Genomic DNA, 23,041 nt, shown 5'->3' on the forward strand with positions numbered 1-23,041 from the left:
AGCCATTTTGAGAGAAATCACCCAATCTCACCTCATATCTGCATGGCCGTCTTAAAATGCATTTTCGCAATTTTCGGCAAAATTTCTCTCCCATGGCGACCAACTAACTCCCTTCCAGCATCTAACACACTACTTCCAGCCCCCAAGGGCATCGTCACCCCACCTTTCTCACTGGCGCGCTCAACCCAATCCACAAACGCCTCCCTAGCGATAATAGAAGCCGCAGCCACCGCAATATCACTCTCCCCCTTGGTCCGCTGCTGAAGCTCAATGTGCTCCACCGCTGCACCTTGATATTTCATCGCCGACAACAAAACCTCTTCTCTTGCAAATTGATCACTCAGAGCTCTCGGACACTGAGGCACCTTTGCAGCCAATGCCGCAATCACCCGAGCATGCCCCCACGCTAATAGCCTATTGAGGTTCCCAAACTTCACGTACAACTCATTGTACTTTTCAGGCCGCAGAGAAATACATTCCCACACCACCCCAGGTGTCGACCGAATCTTCTCAGAAAGCTCTACAATCTTCTTTTGACTGCTCACCCTTTTAGAGTCTGCAATGCCCGCATCTAATAAAGCTCGCGCACTCTCACGCTCAGTATAGACCCCAGCTATCACCAATGGGCCAAAAAAATCTCCCTTCCCACTCTCATCAACCCCAAAATGTGGCTCAAACATCTCAGGCATGTACACCTCCTCATTACCTAAGAGCGCTTCCCCCAGTATCTCAGGCTCTAGGATAAACTTCACAAATTCCTCGGTCTGCTTTCCTTGAACCAACACCTTGGGCCCCTTCTCATACACAGTCACATGGAGCTTCTCTTTTTTTGCACTGTAATACGCGTAGGCCTTCTCACTAAATGCAAACCCACGAGCACTCAATATGCTACGTAACTTTTCAACATCCCCCTCCTCAATGACTGTCGTGTAACTATTCATGATTCTGAGCCAATTCTTGATAGGCATTCTGGATACGAGCAATCACTGAATCTACCTTCGGATCCTGCAGCGTCCTCCCAGCATAACAACTTACCCTATGAACCCCTCTTAGAGCATTGGTAATGAAAATCCCCTCAGCCTCTTCTAGAGCCTCTTTTCCCACACTCACCTCTTGAACCTCGATACCCATCACACCACATGCCTCGATCACTTTTCTTCGTGTCACTCCAGGGAGACACCCCGTCTCCAAGGCAGGCGTATGAAGTCTATCTCCAATCATCCAAAAAATATTAGAAGTCGCCCCCTCGCAAACACACCCAGCACTATTCAACATCAATGCCTCATCTCCCCCCATTGCTCGTGCTTCCCTGAGAGCTAAAACATTCATCCCGTATGAAGTTGACTTCACCCCAACTAATGCACCCCATTCATTGACCCGAAAACTTGACTCTACCAACACAACCTCGCTCCCCCTTGCCGGTACTGCACTCACCTCTACCACCGTGCTAGAATCCTCCTCAGTCAGTCCATAGATAGAAATGCGAACACGCGCTAACTCTTCCCCCCAGCCAGAGACAATCTCTTCCACCGCAGCCTTCAACAACACTCTATCTGGCTCAGCAAATCCCATCTTGATAGCCGCCTCAGACAGCCGCCTCAAATGCTCATTGAAAAATTGTACGCGCCCTTTCCGAGCCAACAATGTCTCAAACACCCCCATACCTAACGATAGCCCTTGCGCAGTCGTAGAAATTTCTAACTTGCCGTCCTTTTTGAACTCTCCATCAACCCAGATCATAGTAAACTCCGCGAACATCCAGCCGCTTTCATAGCAGAACTAACGATTCAACTACGAGAATTCAACAGCGATTTTGGCAATGCCACTATTCTTCCTTGTCCGAACGCGTAATACGTAACGGCGGAACCTTGGGCGCCCCCTTCTCCAAACTCACCGCCTTTGCTGGCTGACTCGGTGGGTGGAAGTTAGGTTGCTGAGGTGCTTGAGGGGGCAAAACCATCGGCTTGGGTGCCCGCGCTTGCTCCTCAGCTCCTTTCGGTAACAACGCATTTCCCGGTCGAGGATCAACTCGTGCAGACTCAACCGGTGGAGCAATAATCTTCGGCTTCTCCCCTTGCTGCACCGTATTGAATTTCTCTAGTGCTGGAATCAATGCCTGAACATCCCCCTTCACAGCCTCCTGCGAAGCACGCTTGAAGGAACTTTCATCTAACTCCTGATTCAGCTCAGCAAATATTATCGGCTCCACCTCCCCTACCTCAGTCGCCTGAAGAAATGGCTCTTTCACCTCAGGCTCACTCCCTAGCCACCGATTCGACAACACCCTCCCCTCATCATACAAAAATGCCTCAGCCTCAAATCCCATATCTAAAAAATCTTCATTCAAGGCCATCGCCATCCCATAACATCGCATCGCTAACATCGGATAACCAATCAAATTAAAGACGTTCGCCATCGCTATGTACTGTGGAGCTTTGCCTGCATTCCGCCCTACCAGTTCATACAACATGCGTATCGCCCGATTCGGCCGCGCCCTCGACACAATCTTAATCGCAAACGCCACATCCATATCCGTGGATGGTATCTCTGGAGTCTGCCACACCATGTCAGCCGCCTGTAAGTACTCTCCAGCCTCATATAGCATCAAAGCAGTTTCCTTCCTAACAACCCAATTGCTTGGGTCGTCGTCAACAAGACTCAGTAAATATTTGATTTCAGATGTCAGTGCCATTCACAATTGGGGTTAATGGATAGTTCTAGATGGCTTCTCGCCGTAAGATTAGTTGATCTAACCGAGATAAAAAAACTTCTTTGATTTGATCCCGAATACGCCTAAACGCAGACAGCTCCTCAGCCTCCGTTCCCTCCACCCTTGCTGGGTCATCAAACTCCCAGTGGTAGCACACTGCGGTAGATAAACACGGACAATCCTCACGCGCATTATCACATACGGTCACAACCACTGATTTCTCATCGACATGAAACTCATTAACATGTTGAGACTTGGCCTCAGACAAATCATAGCCCTGCTCAGCCATCACTCTTATGGCTAACGGATGCACGTAGCCAGCAGGTGCAGAACCCGCACTCTCAACCCGTGCTCTTCCATCTAAAGCCCTCTCCAAAAAGGCATGCGCCATCTGTGAACGACATGAATTGCCCGTACATACGATAATTATTAATGGTAATTCCTCTTTCATCTAACTTGAGAGTGTTGCCTAGACTGCTCTATTCCACATCCGTTGCCTATTCTTCCTTAGGCTTAATTTTGGGCATCAGCAACTTGGGCCTTTTAAACACCTCATCATCAACCCCGCCTTCTAACATCTCCGTCTTGATTGGCTCACTAGCCGGTTCCTTCTCATCGACACTTTGGGGGACGACATGTGCCGTAATTCTCTGCGTATACTCCAAAAAGCTCGTTGCTTTACCCAAAAATTGCTTGAGAGGAGCCAATTCCGGAGGCCCTGGCTGATAGTCTAACTCCTGCCATCTATCCACCAATTCACCGTAATCATCACACCACAACGATTCTTCTTCAAAGCCGATATCAAAATTCTTCACATCCACTCCCATCGCTTGACCGTAAAAACGAGCAGCTAACAACGGCAAGCCTTCACGGTGAAACGCCAAAGCGTATCTTATTAACGCATCAACATCTCTTCCAATACGCCGAGTCAACTCCTGCACCACCCGTACTGCATCACTTGGACGCCCCTTCGAAAGCACCCTCAACACCCATGCCATTTCTTCCGCTTGTACGGGTGTACTCGGTGCCTCCCACAAGAGGTCTGCTGCCTCGCTATAATGAGCATCTTGGTATAATGAATCACAACACGCCCGACGCCCCGACCAATCATTCTTTGCCGCCCTCACTTCACTTACTCGCAACTTTAACGCAGGACTGAGCTCGCGGGCTCCCAAATCTTCATTAGTCGTCATCATATAATATACAGAGATTCAATATACGAGCTCATGCTCTTCGAGGTAAAGGCATTTTTACTCAAAGCTCAGTTTAGATGCGACACTCCCTGACACTCAAAATCTATGGGTGGCATGTGAAAACAAGAACCTCCATACCCATTCATATCAAAAATATGAGTTCATCGCCCCCCAACAAGTAGCACATTCTACAGAGACATGAACTAGAGCTCCCGTGAGAACGACAAATCACCAAATCCTCGACTAAGTACGGAACCCACAACTCAGTCGGTATTGAAATCCCAACTTTAAGCTTTGTCACCGTCCTCCATAGGAGGCAACATCGGTTTCGGAGCATTTTTGGGGGCATTAGGCGCCGCTGGTGTTGGAGGCTTAGGTGCAGGCTTAGACTGCTGAGGTGACAGCGGCGCTGAGGGCCTCGGCATTTTCTTCGCTGGCGCTGGTGTCGCCGGACGTACTGGCGTGGCTGCTGTTGGTTTAGCTGCCTTCAAAACAGGATGTGAACTCAAACCTGCTGGCTTACTCACGCTGCTGGTAACTGGCCCTGTGACAGGCGATACCACTGGCATATCCTCCGTAAGATCCGAAAAATTAATTGAATGCCCAAGAAACGATTCTACAGGCTTAGTGAAAGGTGGCTTAAGCTCAGATGATGACGCCTCCCATGCCTGCATCAAAGACTCAGAGTCATCATACCACAGTGATTGTTGCTCAAAACCAATATCAAAATGCTTCGCTCCATCAGCCATCGCCGCACCATAGAAGCGCGATGCTAACATTGGTAAACCTATCAAGTTGAAAGCCCGAGCCATGGCCATGTTCTGCTCCGCTTTTCCTGTATTCCTCCGAAGCACTTCATAGACTAACCGAATGGAACGATTCGGTCTCGCACGCGATACAATCTTTACTGCGAATGCTACATCCATGTCGGTTGAGGGCATCTCAGGCGCATTCCATACTGTGTCTGCTGCTTCTAGATAAAAGCCCTCCTGATAGAGCTTATATGCTGCCTCTTTGCGATTAGCCCAATCACTTGGATTCGCCTGAACAGCATCGAGCAGAGCTTGAGCAGAACTTGATATTTGTTGGGGCGAAGTCATGGATAAAACACTCATTGAAGAAGGTCACTTAAACCTAAAGTATAGATCTAGGTGACGTAAAGCTCTTTTCTTAATAATCTTAGGTGAAATCATAAGCATTTCATTGTCAGTCACGCAGCCTAACATCCCAACAATTCAAGCTGGACATTAGGATATCCAAAGTAAATGCTACTCGTGTGATGAATCGACCTAAAGGCGCCGCACTTGTTCACCTACCTCTTTCCGCTCTCATTCTCGGCTCACTCCTCACGAGTTGTAACACCATGATCGTAGGGAAAAACTATCAATCACCTGAGATCATCACTCCAGACACTTGGCATCAGTCGCTCGCCAAAGACATGCGTTCCTCTTCCTCCTCATTGCATTCTTGGTGGAAAAAATTTAACGATCCGACCCTAACAAAGTTGGTTAACATGTCGGCCAAAGCAAACCCTGACGTGAAGATTGCCCTCGAACGAGTGGTCGAAGCACAAGAAGGTCGCAGAATTTCCCGTAGTGGACTAGCTCCCACAGTCGACCTAGCAGGTAATGTCCTAGGCTCTAGCCAAAGCGAAAACACTGACCCACCTAATCTACTCGGTGGCCAAAGTTATGAAAATTGGTCCACTGGTGCGTCTGCTAGTTGGGAACTCGACTTTTTTGGAGGAGTACGAAGAGCCATCGAATCATCTGACGCCACTGCGGAAGCACTTGAAGAAGCCTACCGAGACACCCTCGTCACCCTCTTCTCTGAAGTTGCCTTCAGTTATATCGAAGTACGCACCTTCGAAGAACGCATCCGCCAAGCACAAAATAATATTAAAAACCAGGCAGAGTCCGTTGAACTCACCCAAGAACGATTCGAAGCCGGCCTCGTCCCAGAACTTGACGTCAGCCAAGCTCAAACCAACCTCGCAAACTCCAGAGCTCTTGTCCCCCAACTTCGAGCACAGCGCGCTGTCTCCCTCAACCGACTCGCTACATTGTTAGGAAAATATGCTGGTGAAGGAGAAGCCTTAGTGAACAATTCAAAAGGCATCCCGATGCCGTCATCTAACACAGGCATTGGACTACCGACTAACCTTCTCAGATCGCGCCCCGATATCCGAAGAGCCGAACGAGAACTTGCAGCCCAAACCGCAAGAATCGGCGTTGCCGAAGCCGACCTCTACCCACGCTTCTTCCTCGCTGGTGACTTCGCCTTCCAATCAGGAAATACCAACAATCTATTCAATTCATCTTCTGGAGCATACAGCTTTGGCCCCTCATTCCGCTGGAATATCTTTAGTGCTGGTAGAATCCGTTCACAAATCAAAGTAGAAGAATCCCGCACACGCCAAGCCCTCTACTTCTATGAACAAACTGTCCTCAGAGGTGTCGAAGATGTCGAGAATAGCCTCGCTTCAGCATTCTACGAGCGAGACCGTATGTCGGCACTCAATGATGCTGTCCAATCAGCACAAAGAACCGTAGACTTAGTAAAAACCAATTATAAACAAGGACTCGTCGATTTCCAAAATGTCCTCGATGCTGAGCGTACCATCTTTAACAGCCAAGACGCCGCTGCCACCAGTAAGGGAGTCGTCGCAGCCGCATACGTCTCCCTCTACAAGTCACTTGGTGGCGGAACTGTCATGCCCGAAGTCTCGATCCAAAAGTAACAGCCACCTTTCAATCACAAAAATCTCTCAGCCATGCACATCGAATCACCAACGCTCAAGCTGCTCCTCGCAAGCTTAACTGCATTCTCACTCTCACAATGTGGGCCTAAAAATGAATTCGCCCCTCCTCCCCCTCCTCCTGTTACCGTCTCCACCCCCATTGTTGCAGACCAAACTGTCTACGTCTCGTTTCCTGCCACCCTCGCCGGTGTCTCGGAAGTCGAAATCAGAGCCCGTGTAAGGGGGGTCCTAGAACAATCCTTCTTCGAAGAAGGGAAGAAAGTGGAAAAAGGAGCTAAACTCTTCCTCATTGAACAAGCCCCCTATCAAGCCACTCTAGCAGCTTCTAAAGCTGACGTAGATCGTGCAAATGCAAGCCTCGCTCTCGCACAAGCAAACCTCGGCCGACTACGCCGTGCAGGGCCACGTGCCGTCTCCGAACTCGACATTGAAACTGCCGAAGCGGAAGTTGCCAACGCACAAGCCATGGTGCGCCAAGCTGAAGCAAAACTCGATTCCGCGGAAATCGATTTATCCTATACCGACATTCAGTCGCCAGTATCAGGTCGCATGTCGCGTAGGCTGGTAGACCTCGGCAACCTAGTCGGCAATGGTGAACCCACGCTCCTAACCCGAGTAGTCGACGAAAAATCTATCAGAGCTTACTACGATGTGCCCGAGCGCATCATGCTCGAGTACTACCGCCGACGCTCTGAGGATAAAGATATCAGCGAACACCTTAACAAAGTGCGTTTAGAGCTTGCAGATGGCACCATCTACGAACACCTCGGCGTCATCGACTTCATTGACAATAAGGTCAACGAAAGTACCCGCACCGCCCTCGTTCGCTCCGTCTTCCCCAATCCAGAGGGGGAGCTTTCCTCCGGACTTTTCGCTCGTGTTGGATATCCACAAGAACACAAGGACGCCATTATGGTCCCCTCCGTATCTGTCCTAAAAGATATTGGCGGCACCTACGTCTGGGTAGTAGATGAGAAAAATACCGTGAGTCGTCGGGGAGTCACCACAGGTCCTACAGTCCAACGTCAACAAGCCGACAAAAATGCAGTCCCCGTTCGCGACACAATTATCACTGCGGGCCTTGAAGCCTCTGACAAAGTCATTGTTAGCGGCCTGCAACGTGCACGCGATGGAGCCACCGTCACTCCGAAAATGGCTACCGCAAACCAACCTGCTAAACCTGAGCAACCCGCAGAACTCCAGGGTAAATAATACCACTACACCCTTAAGTCATGTTCAGTAAATTTTTCATCGACCGCCCAGTCTTCGCTTCGGTTGTCTCGATTGTTATCGTCGTCTTAGGCGCTGTAGCACTCATAGGCCTCCCCGTGGCTCGCTACCCAGACTTGGCACCTCCCACCATCACAGTCTCAGCAACCTATGCTGGCGCCGATGCGTCGACAGTCTCCGATACAGTGGCTGCGACGATTGAAAAAGAGGTCAATGGGGTTGAAGGCATGATCTATATGTCGAGTGTCTGTGCGAATGATGGTAGTATGACACTCACCGTCACCTTCGAATCAGGCGTCGATCTCGATATCGCAAACGTCCTCGTTCAAAACCGCGTTTCTATCGCACAAGCTCGACTCCCTGAAGAGGTCAAACGGACAGGCGTTACCGTCAAAAAGCGCTCCACAGATACCGTACTCTACGTGGGCCTCACCTCTCCCGATGGTGATTACGATGACGCCTACTTAAGTAACTATGCCAACCTCCAAATCCGTGATGAAATCGCTCGTGTCAATGGGGTCGGCGACGTCACCGTATACGGCACCGGAGAATTCAGTATGCGTGTCTGGCTCCAGCCTGACCAACTGCGTGCGCGTAACCTAGCCGCTAGCGATATCGTCAATGCGATCCGTGAACAAAATATCCAGGTTGCGGCTGGTAAAGTAGGCGGTGCCCCCGCCCCTCCAGGAACCGCAAACGAGTTCGTCCTCTCAACCCAAGGGCGCCTCGAAGAAGTTTCCGAATTTGCTGACATCGTCGTGGCCACCGGTGAAAATGGTAGCCCCGTTAGATTAGGGGATGTCGCTCGCGTCGAACTTGGTTCAAATGCCTACAACTTCTCTTCACGCCTCAATGGCAAACCCGCAGCCACACTAGCGATCTTCCAAATTCCAGGGTCCAATGTGATGGAAGTCGCGGCCGGTGTTAAAGATAAGCTTGCTGAGCTGAAACGCTCTTTCCCGAAAGGCGTCGACTACACCGTCATCTATGACTCCACGGATGTGATTGCAGCCTCAGTCAAAGAGGTGGTAACCACGCTTATCGCCACTCTCATTTTGGTGGTTCTGACCGTCTATATCTTCCTCCAAAACCTGCGAGCCACACTGATTCCCGCTATCACAATCCCGGTCTCGCTGATTGGTACATTCTTCGTTCTCAAGCTGCTCGGATTCTCACTCAACCAGCTCACGCTCTTCGGGCTCGTTCTCGTTATCGGCATCGTGGTCGATGATGCTATCATCGTTGTAGAAAACACATTCGTCCACCTGTCTAAAGGACTCAAAGGTCGAGCCGCGGCAACAGAAGCAATGCGCGAAGTTTCAGGCCCCGTCGTCGCCACGACCCTCGTACTTCTCTCAGTTTTCGTCCCGATGACGATGATGGAGGGCATCACTGGCACCATGTTCAAACAATTTGCCGTCACCATCTCCGTTGCAACCGTCTTCAGCTCAATATGCGCCCTCACCTTGAGTCCCGCACTCTGTGGTATTCTCCTCAAACAAAACCCTAAGGAACCCAAGGGCTTCTTTAAACTCTTCAATACCACGCTAGAAAAAACGAACAGCGGCTATGTCGCTATCGTCCGTAAAGCACTCCGCCTCGTCGCGCTCGGTCTCATCTTATTTGTGGGAACCGTCGTCCTAGCTGCCATGGGCCTTGGTAAACTCCCAACAGGTTTCGTCCCTCAGGAAGATGAAGGCTACTGCATGGTCAACCTTCAGCTGCCCGACGGCGCCACAAATGCGCGCACTGCGAAAGTAATGGAGCAAGTAGAAGCTGTCGCTAAAAGCATCCCAGGCGTGGAACATGCCCTTGCCATTAATGGTTACTCCATCGTCGATGGCGCTGTCGCCTCCAATACAGGCTTCTGTATCGTCACCTTCGACAACTGGGAGGAACGCAAAGAGCCAGGGCTACATCAGCAAGACATCATCATGCAGCTGAACCGTAAACTCGCCGGCATCCAACAAGCCGCAGCCTTCGCATTCCCGATGCCATCCCTTCCTGGCGTGGGTATGTCAGGTGGCTTCACCTACATGCTCCAAGACAAAGGCGGCGCCGGACTAGACCAGCTTCAGGTCGTCTCAAATACCATTTCAGAACACGGCAACTCTCAACAAGGCCTCAACCAAGTCCGCTCGACCTTCCGCGCCTCAGTCCCCCAATTCTATATCGACATCGACAGAGAGGCCGTGAAACGCACAGGAACCTCGATGACCGCCGTCTTTGATACCCTCCAAATTTATCTCGGCTCCTCCTATATCAACGACTTTACGAAATTTGGTCGAGTCTTCCGAGTCACAGCTCAGGCTGACGCTCCCTTCCGAGGCGAACCTGAAGATATCATGCGACTAAACGTCCGCGGTGCCGACGGCCAAATGATCCCTCTGGGATCTATTTGTAAACTCACCGAAATCCTTGGCCCACAAACGATCACTCGATTCAACATGTACCCATCGGTAAAAGTCATGGGTAACCCAGCGCCTGGTTTTAGCTCCGGACAAGCAATGGCCATCATGGAAGATATGTCTGACCAAGAACTCCCCCCAAGCATGGGCTACAGTTGGTCAGAGCTCTCATATCAGGAGAAACAAGCCTCAGGCGGCATGATGGCGATCTTCGGCTTCTCTATCCTCATGGTCTACCTCGTGCTTGCTGCACAATACGAAAGCTGGACATTGCCCATCTCAGTCTGTCTCGCCGTCCCAGTTGCCATCCTCGGTCTTGTCGCTGGAGTCATGCTCCGTGGCATGGACAACAATGTCTACACTCAGATCGGCATTGTTCTACTCATTGGCCTCTCGGCTAAAACCGCCATCCTTATCACTGAGTTTGCCAGTGAAAAACACAAGGAAGGGCTCAACGTTTTCGATGCTGCCTGTGAGGCCGTCAAACTCCGATTCCGAGCGGTTCTCATGACAGCACTGTCCTTCGTCCTTGGGGTCATTCCTCTCGTCATTGCTTCCGGTGCGGGTGCAGCTTCCCGCCAAATCCTTGGAACCGCAGTACTCGGCGGCATGCTTGCAGCCACGATTCTGGGTATGGCTGTCGTCCCCATGCTCTTCTATGTGGTGCAGTCCCTAACTGAACGCGTGAGCAATAAAAAATCCGACACTCCTGAGGATACTCAAGAAGCCTAGCGCATCGATTCAGCACCAGACCTATGCCTGAGTTCAAACTTTTCGGCCTCACCCATATTCTGACACTCTCAGTGATTGGCGGGGCCGTGGTTTTGCTCACATGGCTCTACAAAGCCCACCCCTCGCTTCAGAAGAAAATAAGGTGGGCTCTAGCAGCTTGTGTTCTAGCCAGTTACCCACTGCAAATCCTCTCAGCCGCCTACTTTGGCTACCACGTAACTCTCGACACCACGCTACCACTGCACCTCTGCGATTTGGCAGCCATATTTGGAGGCATCGCCCTCCTAACTCAATCTCAACGATGCGCTGAAATCACTTACTTCTGGGGCCTTGCCGGCACCCTCCAAGGCTTACTGACTCCCAATATCCAAAGTGGTTTCCCCAGCCCCGAATACCTTTGCTTCTTCTGGAACCACGGTTTTGTAGTCATCACCGCTCTATTTCTACCTCTCGCCATTGGTTGGAAACCACGCAAGAATGCTATGTGGTTCGTTTTTGGCCTCACCCAGGTCTATCTAGTTCTCGCCCTCACTACCAACTTCAGCCTCCACACCAACTACGGCTACCTCAGACATAAGCCCGACACTGCGAGCCTCCTCGATTTCTTCCCCTCCTGGCCCTGGTACATTTTGGTCCTAGAAGCCATTTGCCTCTTCTTCTTCTTTCTCCTATCCCTCCCATTTTCTCGAAAATCTGTGAAATAACGCGTGCATGTCCCCCCATTCCACGCAATGGTCACTCCACACACTATGAGCGACGCAAAACCGAAGACAAAACGCAAGCGCATCAACGTACGCCGACCTGACGTCATGGAAAAAGTCCAGGCCGAAGTCCAACGTCACTATGAATCATCCATCGTCGAAAAAATTCGCGCCAACGATGGCTCCCTCACAATCGGCAATACCACCATCAAACTAGCACGCCAATTTGGCTTTTGCTACGGAGTGGAACGCGCCATCGACCTCGCCTACGCCGCTCGGAAAGTTTTCGCCGATAATAATATCTTCCTCATTGGGGAAATCATTCATAACCAGGAAGTAAATCGCCAACTAGAAGAAATGAAGATCGTTTCACTCCCATGGAAAGAAATGAATGAACAATACGACCAACTCACCCAAGATGATGTCGTTATCGTCCCTGCCTTCGGCGCCCCCACCAGCTATATCGAAAAAATTGAAGAGCGCGGTGCTGCTATCGTCGACACCACATGCGGCGATGTCATGAAAGTCTGGCGTAGAGTCAGAAATTACGCGAAAGAAGGCTACACATCCATCATTCACGGTAAGGCCGGTCATGAAGAAACACGCGCCACTGCTTCACGAGCCCTTGGTGACAATAAAGACGGTCACTATATCGTCATCCTGACACTCGAGGACACAGACTTTCTCTGTTCCTACCTCAATGGAAAAATCACTTCAGAAGCACTCATGGAACGCTTCGGCAATGCCGTCTCACCTGGCTTCGACCCTGAAATCCACCTCCATAAAGTGGGCGTTGCAAACCAAACCACAATGCTCAAAAGCGAAACCGAAGAAATCCAAAGACGTGTCTGCAAAGCGATCAATGAGCGCGATGGTAAAACGGAGAACTTCCAATTCTTCGACACCATCTGCGGTGCCACCCAAGAACGTCAAGACGCTCTCTTCGATATGCTTAAAGAACATATGGACATCCTCCTCGTTGTCGGAGGATACAATTCTTCCAATACCTCTCACCTCGTTGAAATCGGCCAAGAAGAACTCCCAACTTTCTTTATCCAAAACTCTGACCGCCTCAAATCACTCAAAGAAATCGTCCACTTCGATCTCGAACAAAAATCAGAGGTTAACTCAGAGTACAATAACCTTCTAGATCTCGAAAGCCCCGTAACTATCGGCATCACAGCTGGAGCCTCCTGCCCTAACAACCTCATAGAGGCGACTATCCAACGCGTCTTTGAACTCCGCGGCATTTCTGCCAACGAAATCTAATCGCACTCTCCTGCAAGAGATGATTGCAGGATTTCGTATTTGTGCGATGGTATGAACTTTCAAACCATCGCATTTTACTTTATTAAAGAAACCTAACAGAAGAACATGGAAACCCAAGAAATGACGACCCCCGTCGCAGATCCAAACCAACTCCCACCTGACGACGTAGCCGCCATTGATCAACTCGGTGAAACATACCGAGCCTTCAAACAAGAAATCGCGAAGGTTATTATTGGCCAAGAAACTGTCGTTGAACAACTTGCCATTGCCCTCTTCGCCCGTGGCCATGCTCTCCTCATGGGCGTCCCGGGCCTAGCTAAAACTCTGCTAGTCTCATCAGTCGCTGAGTGTATGGAGCTGAGCTTTAGCCGGATTCAGTTTACGCCCGACCTAATGCCAGCTGACATCACTGGCACAGACATCATTCAGGAAACAGATAGTGGTAAGCGAGAATTCCAATTCATCAAAGGCCCCGTTTTTGCAAACCTCCTCCTCGCCGACGAAATCAACCGCGCCCCAGCAAAAACCCAAGCTGCAATGCTTGAAGCGATGCAGGAACGCAGAGTCACAGCCCTCGGACACAGCTATCCGCTCGAGCCCCCCTTCTTTGTACTGGCAACTCAAAACCCAGTTGAACAAGAAGGCACATACCCTCTACCTGAAGCCCAGCTTGACCGCTTCATGTTCCTCATCGATGTCGATTACCCATCGGAAGAAGAAGAAAAACGTATCGCTCGTGAAACCACAGGCGTGTTGAAAAAATCTCTCGCACACGTCATGAGCGGAGAACAAGTCATCGCCTATCAAGAACTCGTTCGCCGCATGCCCGTGCCCGATCACATCTACGACTATGCTGTCGAGATCGTACGCAAAACCCGACCTACTCTCGATAGCTCACCCGATTGGGTGAAAGAATATGTAGGCTGGGGCGCAGGACCGCGTGCAGTACAATACCTTATCCTAGGCGCCAAATCTCGTGCCGCACTCCATGGTTCCTATATGGTCCGTCTAGAAGATATTGAATCCGTAGCCCAGCCAGTACTCGGTCACCGTGTCCTCACCAACTTCGCTGCAGAATCACAAGGAATGACTGCCAATAAAGTAGTCGAGCGTCTCGTTGCAGAAATGCATGACGCCCAGTAAGTCTCCACTCCATAAGATCGAAACCCACTCCCGTCTGTGACTTACTCGTTTCTCGACCCAGAGGTACTCGGTAGACTTGGTGCCATCCCGCTTGAAAGCCGCCAACCAATGTTAGGTAACGTAGCCGGACGTCACCGTTCGCCTAACAGAGGTTCCTCTGTCGAGTTTGCGGAGTACCGAAAGTATGTCCAAGGTGATGATACGCGTAGACTTGACTGGAAAGCCTACGCTCGATCAGATCGATACTACATCAAAGAATTTGAAGCTGACACCAACCTCCTCGCTCACATTCTCCTCGATACCAGCGGCTCAATGGCCTTCGCCGACAAAGGCATTTCTAAAATCGAATTTGCCCGCAAAATCGCCGCAAGCCTCAGCTATCTCGCCGTAGATCAAGGCGACGCCGCTGGACTAAGCTGTATCTCTACCAAACTCCAACTCGAGATCCCCCCCCGCAGAAGAGCTTCTCACCTTCAAACAATCTTCAAAACCCTCGCAGAAACCGAACCAAAAGGTGAGACGGGACTCGTCGAGGGGCTCCACAGCATTGCTGAAAAAGTCCCCCGCCGCGGACTCATCGTCATCCTGTCAGACCTGTTCTGTGACCCAGATGCATTTTCAGATGCGCTCCAACACCTGAAATACCGAAAACACGATGTGGTCGTCTTCCACCTCATGGACCCTCAAGAAATTGACTTTGAATTCGAACGGCCACATCGATTTGTCGACCTCGAGGACAATTCCACTATCGTTGCAGAACCCGTCCTGATTGCTGATGAATACCGTGAAATCGTCCAAGAATTCCTAACCGACATTCGAAGACGATGCCATGACGCAAATGTCGACTACCGTTTAGTAAGAACTACTGAAAATTATGAGAGTGTCCTCTCGACCTTCCTGCTAGATCGCCTACCGAAAAAAGGCAGCAGATAAACCCACTTTCATACCAGCCCAGAAACCTTGAACTTTCCACATCTATCATCACTTGCCTATTTTTGGTGGTTGCTAGCACTGAGTATCCCAGTACTCATCCACCTCCTCAACCGGCGCAGGCATCGCGTTGTTAAATGGGCCGCTATGGAATTTCTGTTGCGTGCAACGCGAGAGTCGCGTGGCCGCAAAAAACTTAAACACATTATCATTCTCACTTGCCGAGCTCTAGCCGTCGCTGCCCTTGTTTTCGCTGTCGCACGTCCACTAAGCTCCAGTGGGTTTCTTAATTGGGGAGGCGGCAAGCTCGACACTATCATCTTTATCCTAGACCGCTCACCGAGTATGGAGCAAAAAAGCTCCGATAGCACCACAAGTAAACGTGAAGCAGCCATTGCTCTAGTCAAAAACTCAGCTGCCCAACTCGATGGCACGAAACTAATCCTACTCGATAGCGCGACTGCTCAGCCAATAGAAATAGCAGACCCTAATTCCCTTGATAAAATTTCACAGTCGCTCCCTACAGATGCGGCAGCAAATATCCCTTCACTTCTAGATAAAGCCCTACAGCACATTCTCTCTAAGGATACCGGCCGCACCGAAATATGGCTCGCCTCCGACCTCCAGTCCAGTAACTGGCAACCCGCAAGTGGAAAGTGGAATAATATCCGAGCTGGCTTCGGCAACCTTGCAGACCAAGCGAGCCTTCGTGTCCTATCACTCAATTCAACTGCGACTAACAATCTCAGTATCACCCTAGATAAAGCCCTTCGCATTGATGACGAACTTTCACTCGAGCTGACGATTACCCAATCCCCACCAGCCCGAAAACAGTCGATCCCTCTTACCCTCTCACTCAATGGCAGCCAAAGCAGCGAGGACGTCACCATACAGGGAGAAACGGTTCGTATCAGCAAACGCCTTCCTCTCTCAGGCCCATCCGGATTCGGCTATATCCAATTGCCCGCTGACACAAACCCTCAAGACAACACCGTCTATTTTACCTACGGCGATGAAATTCCCACTTATTCGGCGGTTGTGACGACTCTCCCTGAAGCGCGCATCTACCTCAAACTCGCCGCCGCACCACCTGGCTATTCTAAACAAGAAGCCTCGGCCTATAGCCCAAATCAAGAAATCCCCTGGAATTCCCTCAGCACCGTTCTATGGCAAGCCCCGCTACCCACCGGAAAAACCAAAGAACAAGCCCTCGATTTTATCAATAAAGGTGGCGTCATCGCATTCTTCCCACCAGAAACGAATGACGACTCAGAGTTCTTAGATACCAAATGGGGCCTCCTGAGTAAGTCAGCCCAAGGGAAATATTTTATCGTCCCCAATTGGGATAGAAGTGATGGCCCGTTAAGAAATGGTGAAGATGGTACATCCATCCCCGTCGATAAACTAAAAGCAATTCAACGCAGAGAGATCCTCACACCATCTTCAGGACTTGCTAAATGGTCTAACGACTCGCCTCTCATCACCCGCCACCTTCACGGCAGAGGTGCATGCTACTTTGTAGCTACTCTCCCAGACTACACCTGGTCCAACCTCGGTGACGCAGATGTCATCCTCCCCCTAGTCCAACGACTCATCCAGCAAGGCAACGAACGCTTCGGCTCCGGTGGCTCCACCACGATCGGAAGCCTACCTGCTGAAATTGAGCTTTCCTCAGCACAGCGGAAACGACTCGACCTAGCAACTAAATCAAACTCTATCAACGCAGCATTCGAAGCAGGTGTTTACCAATTCGGAGAGCGTTCCATCGCAATCAACCGCTCACCTGAAGAACAAAGTCCAGAAATACTCGAGCGGAGTGATCTTGATAAAGCCCTCAGCGAAGTCAAATATAGCTACTTCGAAGATGACACTGAGAGAACTGCCGCGCTCTCTGAACCTCTCTGGGAACTATTTCTCATCCTCATGTTAGTTTTCCTAGTGGCCGAAGCTGTGCTCTGCCTGGCTCCGAAAAGAAAAAACACCTAATTAAACTCAGTGAATTTCCACATCCACAACCTTCATTTTTCCCCTAGCCTTCTGACATTCAGTCTAGGCCTTGTGGTGCTCATCACTGTTGGGGCTTTATGTTTCATGGCTGTGACTCGCTCAGCCCGACCAAAGCGAACTGGTGGAATCGAGGCACTGCGCTTCCTTATCTGCCTCATCATAGTACTCATGCTTTGGGGGCCAGAGTGGCGAACAACGATCACCCCTGAGAATGAACCTGAAATTGCCATCCTCTGGGATGCTTCAGGATCAGGTGCCACTCAAGACAGCCAATCACTCAACGATAAAACCGTCATCAGCAGATCCGACTTCATCCAAGAAGCTCTCAACCTCAATCTGTGGAAAGAGCTCGAAAATAATGGCGAAGTCACAGTCTTCTCAGAGTCCTTCTCGGCACCTCCAGAAAACATAGACCCCGCCAAGCAAGGCCTCATCGGCACCGACATAAGCGCCCCCATCAACCAATTACTTAGCCAACACGACAACCTCCAAGCGGTAGTCCTGCTAAGCGACGGTGACTGGAATTTGGGCGCCCCCCCTGTCAGCGCTGCTCAAAAAATGCTCCTCAAAAAAGTCCCTCTTTTCCCCATTCCCGTGGGTAGTAAAGAACGGCTTCCTGATATCGAAATCCTTGATATCACAGCCCCCACATACGGAATCGTAGGTGAACCCATCCAAATCCCCTTCAGCCTTCGCTCGTCTCTCAAACGCGATGTCAACACCACCATCAAACTCAGAGACACCTCCAGCGGTAAAGAATTTACAAAGAAAATTCGCATACCCGCTGAAAAAGAATATTTCGACAATGTACTCTGGCGAATCGATAAAGAAGGAACCACAAAACTGGAACTTTCTTTCCCAGTAGCCGAAGGCGAACTCGTCTCAGCTAACAACACCCAAGAATTCATCATCCAAGGAAAAAAAGAAAATCTCAAAGTCCTGGTGATGGACTCGGTACCTCGATGGGAATACCGCTTCATTCGCAATGCCCTCTCACGTGACCCTGGCGTCGACCTAGATTGCCTTCTCTTCCACCCCAAAATTGGTAAAGGTGACGGCCCTGATTATATACAAGAATTTCCTAACAAACTAGAAGACCTGCAAAAGTACGATGTCGTCTTCATCGGTGATCTTGGAGTTGGAAAGGGCCAACTCACCCTCAAACAAGCAGAACTCATCAAAGGGCTTGTCGAAAATCAAGCTAGTGGTGTCGTCTTTATCCCTGGTCCATACGGCTATCAGGAATCCTTGTTAAAATCTCCTCTAGCAGATCTCATTCCTGTCATACTGGATAAAGATAACCCTAAAGGAATTTCAGAAGCTACTGCCTCGCCTCTGTCTTTAACCTCCCAAGGCCGCGGCTCTCTTCTCACCATGCTTGGAAACAACGAGGTGGAGAATGAACGCATTTGGGAAAACCTTCCTGGTTTCTACTGGTCTGCTGCTATCGAAAAAGCTAAAGGCGGAGCCGACGTCTTGGCGACTCACGCCAATCGTCGAAACCGCTATGGTCGCATACCATTGCTTGTAACAAAATCTGCAGGTAACGGGAAAGTCCTCTATCTAGGCCATGATTCGGCTTGGCGCTGGCGTAGAGGTGTTGAAGACCTCTACCATTACAGATTCTGGGGCCAAGTTGCACGCTGGATGTCCTACCAACGAAATATGGCTGCTGGAGAACGTATCCGCCTTTACTTTAGCCCCGACAGACCCAAGCCAGGCGACATAGTCACCCTCAATGCAAACGCCTTCGACCAAAATGCAGCACCACTCACCGAGGGCTCAATCACGGTCGATATCAGCGGCCCAAATGGTGAATCAAACCGTATCGAGCTGAGCAAAGCCGATGGCGCATGGGGCAGCTTCACAGGTAGAACGAGACTAACCAAACCTGGTGAATGGTCCCTCAAAGCACAAATAGGTAATGACTCCAGCTCCCTCGTCGAGACCACTATCATCGTTCAAGGAGACACACTCGAAAAAACTGGCCAACCCGCACGCCCTGAAGTCCTAGAAGAAATGGCGTTCGTAACCAACGGGAAAGTCATTGACCCCAATGAGATCAACGCCATCAAATCACTCATCAATGCCCTCCCAGTAAAACAGCCGCTAGAAGAATCAATCCCTCTCTGGGCTCAGATAGCGGTGATGCTGACTGTGATCATCCTCTTAGCCATATTCTGGACTCTCAGAAAGCTTAACGGCACCTTCTAATGCACTCGGCCCACATCGCCCAGATGATCCTCACAACCTCAGCGTTGCGTTTCCTATCAAACTCTCATGCAGCCATGACTCTAGAAAAAGAAGTAGTGCCCAGCTGTGACCGCCACAAAAAGCATACTAAACGCCACAGAGGCCAGTAGACTCACAAGCATAATCACCCAAAAGATTGGGTTAAATAAATCTAGTAAACTATAGAGGTTAGAGGCCGTATCAATGGCATCTCTTGAATCCCAAAGCATGCCCCCTAACAGCAGCATCCTGCGCATGGTTGCCACCGGTCCAAAACCTCTAATCTCAACGCCTTGCTTACGCTCTGAAACCCTATCTTTCAGAACCCTCCACGTCTCCTTTGACTCCACCAAAGACTCTGGCAGGCGTGATAGGCCATCTAGAGTGAACCAATAAAAAACCATCCCACCCAGAGGTATAACCAATAGATACATTGGAGCTAAAGCCCACCACCAAGACAGCTCCATCGCCCATCTAAAATACACCACACTCATCAACATGATTGTCGAACAACCAATCACAAGTACAGCGATCGGAACCACACTCATACGCGCCCCTTTCCCAATAAGCCCGATGAGCCTGATCAACCATTCCTCCTTACTCGACATAACTCACATCTGAACTATTTCCCCTACCAACACCAGCTCCGACCTCAAAAAAATCACCCGTCCAAGAATCTACAAACTTTACGCTTTATTACTCCCTTCCACATGGCTTTGCTAACAACCGTGAGAAGTGAGGACTCCCCCACTTCTTAACCAGCTCGTGTAATCCCAGATTTCCTCTGATGTCGACGATACAATATGAATGCCCGATCTGTGGAATCGAACTAAAAAGTCCACTTGAAAAAGCGGAATCTGAATCAACATGCCCTAATTGCTCAAACAGACTTACCGTACCAAGTCGCCCCAAGAAAAGGCGCCATAACAAACTCCAAATGTTGCTGGATTCCACAAAACGGTCCCTCCAACAAAAAAGCGCCCCACCCTCACATGTAGAACCCACCCCAACCAAGAACCCTCCAACAAAAATTAAAGTAGAGCCCCCACCTCCTCCCCACAATGATGCTCCCCCGATCGACAACAAACTTCCTTACTACTTTGGCCGATACCCACAACAGGAAATTCAATCCATCGTTGAATGCTACCCAGATGGTTTCGGATACCAAAAAGAAACCAATAAAATCATTGAGCTGAAAGCGGGATCAAGCCTCCAGATCCAACGCTATGCCGAAATGCTTCATAACCGACTGCGTGGCAACCTCACCCTCGCAGTCGCCCCACCCCACCAACAAGCTCAAACCCAATCAGGAATCCTACGCGTCGCCCAATACCTCATCGCCAAGTACAATTATGGCGATGCAACCGACCTCATTCAGCGGAAACACACAGTCGCACAACGAATCTCGCAAGACCACCGCCGAACCTTCCAATGCCAACTCGACTCTCTCCAAGCAAACCAACCAGAGAGATTCACCGACTCCTATGTCGTCATACTCGATGACCTTACACATACCGGCTTCACCCTAACAGCCTGCTCTACACTCCTCAAACAAAGCGGCTTAAAGCACATCGCTATGCTCTCCATCGGAGAAGTGATCACTCCTCCAAAATAACCCATTCAAAAAACAAGCAATTGGCGGAGGGGGAAGGAATCGAACCAACCCTGGACCACTACAGCCCAACAACGGTTTTGAAGACCGCGGCGACCAACCAGGCACGCTACACCCTCCATATTGCTTGATGTGCGAAGCTAGCACATCTCCACCTGCACGCAACATCCAGTTTCTACATTTTTACAAATATTCCTTTTCCCCATCTTCCACTCCGCATCTCAGCAAGGTACTACAAGCGCATGCACGTCACACACTTTGCAAATTTCATCATGGCATAAAATCTGCTATACGACTTTTACAGATTCTGGTTCTATAGTGGCATAGCAATCAGGAAGCGCCCCATTCCTACCAAAGAAATAGGTCTCTATGGCAGGCATCGATCTCCAACAAAACTTGAGCCAGTCCCAAGTTCTCTCGCCACAAATGCGACAGAGCTTGGAGGTTCTTCAAGCAAACTCACTCGAGCTAGGGCAAATCCTTCAACAGGCACTCAGCGTCAACCCCGTACTAGAAATTGATCGACATGAAGATCCATGGGAAGACCCCACGGTTGACAATGCCGAACACGAGCTGGAAACACTCTCTGAACTAGATGACGACTTCAGAGAGCTCCAAATCACTGAGAGAAGAAATACTAGCTCTAACCACGACGATGAAGCGAAGCGTGAACACCTTTATAACTCCATCGTCGCGCCCGAAACATTGCAGCAGCATATGTTTAGCCAACTCGCTTTCGCTGCAATCCCCGAACCTACAAAGCGTGTGGCAGCCGTCCTGATTGGCTACATCAACGACCGAGGCTTTTTCGATGACAGTCTCGAAAATATCTGCGTAGCTAACGGCTTTACCCTTCCTCAAGCCGAATCAGCACGTGCAGCCCTCCAGAACTTTGACCCTCCCGGTGTCGCAGCCATGGACCTCACTGAGTCACTGCAAATTCAACTTGCACGCCGAGACTTGTTAGGGTCGCTCGAATACCGCATCGTTAGCGACCACCTCACCAATCTTGCACGAAAAAAAATCCCGGATATTGCCCGCAAGCTAGGAGTGACTACTGAGGCAGTCAACCAAGCGGCCGAAACGATCGCAACTCTCACCCCAGACCCCGGGGCAGCCTTCGACCCCACTTCTAATCCGCATATCACACCAGATATCATTATCAGCAAGAATTCTCTAGGCCAATGGGATGCACAACTTACCAATGAAAACATCCCAGATCTCGCTATCAGCAATGCCTATAAAGACCTTATGGCGAGCACCGACGATAACTCTGCACGCCAGTACCTGCGCGATCAAATTCGCGATGGGAAAATACTCATCCGCTCGATCTCTCAAAGGCAAGAAACCCTCTATAAATTGGCTCTCCAACTCGTAGCCAGACAACGTGATTTCTTCGATAAAGGGCCAAAGGCCTTGAAGCCGATGACGATGAATGAAATCGCTGAGAGTATTGAAGTCCATCCAGCAACGATCTCTAGGGCAGTGGCAGGAAAGTATGTGCAGACTCCACATGGCCTCATCGAGCTGCGCACCTTCTTCACCACCGGCTACACCACTGAATCGGGTAAAGAAGTCTCAAACACGGGAATTCGCGAAACGATTCAGCAAATGATCGCCGAGGAAAACCCACAAAAACCACTCTCAGACTCCGCAATCGAAAAAAATCTCAAAGAAAAAGGGATCAAAGTCGCACGACGCACCATCGCCAAGTATCGCGACCAGCTCAATATTCTCCCAAGTCACCTTCGCAAACAATTCTAAAACACCCGCTCCTTAGCCATTCAGATAGAATCCTCTCCAGAAACTCTCGCATCCTAGAGCTCTTCCACATAGATATTTTTTCCACAAAACGCCAAAAAATATCTTGCATGAGAGATCTGATTAGCCTACGTCTCTGCCCGCACCGCAAGGAGCATCCAAAACCAACAAATGCGCAGATAGCTCAGTTGGTAGAGCAGTTGGCTTTTAACCAATTGGTCCTGGGTTCGAGTCCCAGTCTGCGTACTTTTTACAAGTAAGCCGCCTTATATTTAAGGCGGCTATTTTGTGTCCAGTTGACTGGGGCGAGAACGCAGTTCGACTGCAAGCATTGCCACTCAATGCGCATCCC

At 50.0% G+C, this 23,041-nt stretch carries 18 protein-coding genes and 2 tRNA genes; 12 read left to right on the top strand and 8 right to left on the bottom strand.

All coding sequences use genetic code 11. From position 1 onward, the window contains the following. Positions 1-32 precede the first annotated feature (32 nt). The 6 genes from rnhC to ACFSW8_RS12870 all read right to left on the bottom strand — a co-directional run bounded on the left by rnhC (position 33) and on the right by ACFSW8_RS12870 (position 5,003). Complete coding sequence (gene rnhC / locus ACFSW8_RS12845) at positions 33-941, bottom strand: ribonuclease HIII (RefSeq protein ID WP_377178427.1); 909 nt, start codon at positions 939-941, stop codon at positions 33-35. Beyond that, positions 934-1,740 carry an aminotransferase class IV gene (locus ACFSW8_RS12850; RefSeq protein WP_377178429.1) on the bottom strand — a complete coding sequence of 269 codons (807 nt, stop codon included), beginning with the start codon at positions 1,738-1,740 and terminating at the stop codon, positions 934-936. Before ACFSW8_RS12850 ends, rnhC begins: the two co-directional genes overlap by 8 nt. An 85-nt stretch (positions 1,741-1,825) precedes the next feature. Then, positions 1,826-2,692, bottom strand: a complete 867-nt coding sequence (locus ACFSW8_RS12855) for a hypothetical protein (RefSeq protein ID WP_377089624.1) — start codon at positions 2,690-2,692, stop codon at positions 1,826-1,828. A 25-nt stretch (positions 2,693-2,717) separates the two neighbouring features. Then, positions 2,718-3,161: an arsenate reductase ArsC gene (locus ACFSW8_RS12860; RefSeq protein WP_377089623.1), complete on the bottom strand. Its 444-nt coding sequence runs from the start codon at positions 3,159-3,161 to the stop codon at positions 2,718-2,720. 46 nt (positions 3,162-3,207) lie between these two features. Continuing rightward, on the bottom strand, positions 3,208-3,906 hold the full coding sequence (locus ACFSW8_RS12865; protein ID WP_377089622.1) for a hypothetical protein: 699 nt from the start codon (positions 3,904-3,906) through the stop codon (positions 3,208-3,210). A 284-nt stretch (positions 3,907-4,190) separates the two neighbouring features. Continuing rightward, complete coding sequence (locus tag ACFSW8_RS12870) at positions 4,191-5,003, bottom strand: hypothetical protein (protein ID WP_377089620.1); 813 nt, start codon at positions 5,001-5,003, stop codon at positions 4,191-4,193. 179 nt (positions 5,004-5,182) lie between these two features. On the opposite strand from ACFSW8_RS12870, the gene ACFSW8_RS12875 reads away from it, so the two are divergent. From ACFSW8_RS12875 to ACFSW8_RS12915, 9 genes are all read left to right on the top strand, one after another. Beyond that, the gene (locus tag ACFSW8_RS12875; RefSeq protein ID WP_377091502.1) at positions 5,183-6,643 is read left to right on the top strand and encodes an efflux transporter outer membrane subunit; all 1,461 of its coding nucleotides are present in this window, start codon (positions 5,183-5,185) and stop codon (positions 6,641-6,643) included. A gap of 33 nt (positions 6,644-6,676) precedes the next feature. Then, positions 6,677-7,876 carry an efflux RND transporter periplasmic adaptor subunit gene (locus ACFSW8_RS12880; protein WP_377089619.1) on the top strand — a complete coding sequence of 400 codons (1,200 nt, stop codon included), beginning with the start codon at positions 6,677-6,679 and terminating at the stop codon, positions 7,874-7,876. Between the two features lie 20 nt (positions 7,877-7,896). Next, positions 7,897-11,034: an efflux RND transporter permease subunit gene (locus ACFSW8_RS12885; RefSeq protein ID WP_377089618.1), complete on the top strand. Its 3,138-nt coding sequence runs from the start codon at positions 7,897-7,899 to the stop codon at positions 11,032-11,034. 23 nt (positions 11,035-11,057) lie between these two features. Next, positions 11,058-11,738 carry a YwaF family protein gene (locus ACFSW8_RS12890; protein WP_377089617.1) on the top strand — a complete coding sequence of 227 codons (681 nt, stop codon included), beginning with the start codon at positions 11,058-11,060 and terminating at the stop codon, positions 11,736-11,738. Between the two features lie 45 nt (positions 11,739-11,783). Continuing rightward, positions 11,784-13,004 carry a 4-hydroxy-3-methylbut-2-enyl diphosphate reductase gene (locus ACFSW8_RS12895; protein ID WP_377178431.1) on the top strand — a complete coding sequence of 407 codons (1,221 nt, stop codon included), beginning with the start codon at positions 11,784-11,786 and terminating at the stop codon, positions 13,002-13,004. A 120-nt stretch (positions 13,005-13,124) separates the two neighbouring features. Then, complete coding sequence (locus ACFSW8_RS12900) at positions 13,125-14,147, top strand: AAA family ATPase (protein WP_377091499.1); 1,023 nt, start codon at positions 13,125-13,127, stop codon at positions 14,145-14,147. A 36-nt stretch (positions 14,148-14,183) separates the two neighbouring features. Then, positions 14,184-15,080 (top strand): DUF58 domain-containing protein, encoded by an 897-nt coding sequence (locus tag ACFSW8_RS12905; RefSeq protein WP_377089615.1) that lies wholly within the window; start codon positions 14,184-14,186, stop codon positions 15,078-15,080. Positions 15,081-15,107: 27 nt separating this feature from the next. Next, positions 15,108-17,063, top strand: coding sequence for a BatA domain-containing protein (locus ACFSW8_RS12910; protein WP_377089614.1), 1,956 nt, complete (start codon positions 15,108-15,110; stop codon positions 17,061-17,063). Between the two features lie 105 nt (positions 17,064-17,168). Beyond that, positions 17,169-19,298 carry a hypothetical protein gene (locus ACFSW8_RS12915; RefSeq protein WP_377178433.1) on the top strand — a complete coding sequence of 710 codons (2,130 nt, stop codon included), beginning with the start codon at positions 17,169-17,171 and terminating at the stop codon, positions 19,296-19,298. A gap of 80 nt (positions 19,299-19,378) precedes the next feature. Here ACFSW8_RS12915 and ACFSW8_RS12920 read toward each other — a convergent pair whose 3' ends face one another. Then, positions 19,379-19,924 carry a hypothetical protein gene (locus tag ACFSW8_RS12920; RefSeq protein WP_377089611.1) on the bottom strand — a complete coding sequence of 182 codons (546 nt, stop codon included), beginning with the start codon at positions 19,922-19,924 and terminating at the stop codon, positions 19,379-19,381. Between the two features lie 329 nt (positions 19,925-20,253). On the opposite strand from ACFSW8_RS12920, the gene ACFSW8_RS12925 reads away from it, so the two are divergent. Further along, positions 20,254-20,931 (top strand): phosphoribosyltransferase, encoded by a 678-nt coding sequence (locus tag ACFSW8_RS12925; RefSeq protein ID WP_377089609.1) that lies wholly within the window; start codon positions 20,254-20,256, stop codon positions 20,929-20,931. A 21-nt stretch (positions 20,932-20,952) separates the two neighbouring features. Here the strand turns inward: ACFSW8_RS12925 and ACFSW8_RS12930 are convergent. Beyond that, a tRNA-Sec gene (locus ACFSW8_RS12930) sits at positions 20,953-21,048 on the bottom strand. A 249-nt stretch (positions 21,049-21,297) separates the two neighbouring features. Between ACFSW8_RS12930 and rpoN the strand changes: the two genes are divergently transcribed. Together rpoN and ACFSW8_RS12940 are read left to right on the top strand one after the other, a co-directional pair. Continuing rightward, entirely contained in the window at positions 21,298-22,692 is a 1,395-nt protein-coding gene (gene rpoN / locus ACFSW8_RS12935; RefSeq protein ID WP_377089608.1) for an RNA polymerase factor sigma-54, read from the top strand. Between the two features lie 170 nt (positions 22,693-22,862). Further along, a tRNA-Lys gene (locus tag ACFSW8_RS12940) sits at positions 22,863-22,935 on the top strand. Positions 22,936-23,041 lie beyond the last annotated feature (106 nt).

This window comes from Rubritalea tangerina (assembly GCF_042683245.1).
Classification (GTDB): domain Bacteria; phylum Verrucomicrobiota; class Verrucomicrobiia; order Verrucomicrobiales; family Akkermansiaceae; genus Rubritalea; species Rubritalea tangerina.

Bases quoted from the DNA above. Each gene is read 5' to 3' on its own strand.
- rnhC (WP_377178427.1), bottom strand. From the start codon at position 941: ATGAATAGTTACACGACAGTCATTGAGGAGGGGGATGTTGAAAAGTTA.
- ACFSW8_RS12850 (WP_377178429.1), bottom strand. From the start codon at position 1,740: ATGATCTGGGTTGATGGAGAGTTCAAAAAGGACGGCAAGTTAGAAATT.
- ACFSW8_RS12855 (WP_377089624.1), bottom strand. From the start codon at position 2,692: ATGGCACTGACATCTGAAATCAAATATTTACTGAGTCTTGTTGACGAC.
- ACFSW8_RS12860 (WP_377089623.1), bottom strand. From the start codon at position 3,161: ATGAAAGAGGAATTACCATTAATAATTATCGTATGTACGGGCAATTCA.
- ACFSW8_RS12865 (WP_377089622.1), bottom strand. From the start codon at position 3,906: ATGATGACGACTAATGAAGATTTGGGAGCCCGCGAGCTCAGTCCTGCG.
- ACFSW8_RS12870 (WP_377089620.1), bottom strand. From the start codon at position 5,003: ATGACTTCGCCCCAACAAATATCAAGTTCTGCTCAAGCTCTGCTCGAT.
- ACFSW8_RS12875 (WP_377091502.1), top strand. From the start codon at position 5,183: ATGAATCGACCTAAAGGCGCCGCACTTGTTCACCTACCTCTTTCCGCT.
- ACFSW8_RS12880 (WP_377089619.1), top strand. From the start codon at position 6,677: ATGCACATCGAATCACCAACGCTCAAGCTGCTCCTCGCAAGCTTAACT.
- ACFSW8_RS12885 (WP_377089618.1), top strand. From the start codon at position 7,897: ATGTTCAGTAAATTTTTCATCGACCGCCCAGTCTTCGCTTCGGTTGTC.
- ACFSW8_RS12890 (WP_377089617.1), top strand. From the start codon at position 11,058: ATGCCTGAGTTCAAACTTTTCGGCCTCACCCATATTCTGACACTCTCA.
- ACFSW8_RS12895 (WP_377178431.1), top strand. From the start codon at position 11,784: ATGAGCGACGCAAAACCGAAGACAAAACGCAAGCGCATCAACGTACGC.
- ACFSW8_RS12900 (WP_377091499.1), top strand. From the start codon at position 13,125: ATGACGACCCCCGTCGCAGATCCAAACCAACTCCCACCTGACGACGTA.
- ACFSW8_RS12915 (WP_377178433.1), top strand. From the start codon at position 17,169: ATGGCTGTGACTCGCTCAGCCCGACCAAAGCGAACTGGTGGAATCGAG.
- ACFSW8_RS12920 (WP_377089611.1), bottom strand. From the start codon at position 19,924: ATGTCGAGTAAGGAGGAATGGTTGATCAGGCTCATCGGGCTTATTGGG.
- ACFSW8_RS12925 (WP_377089609.1), top strand. From the start codon at position 20,254: ATGTTGCTGGATTCCACAAAACGGTCCCTCCAACAAAAAAGCGCCCCA.
- rpoN (WP_377089608.1), top strand. From the start codon at position 21,298: ATGGCAGGCATCGATCTCCAACAAAACTTGAGCCAGTCCCAAGTTCTC.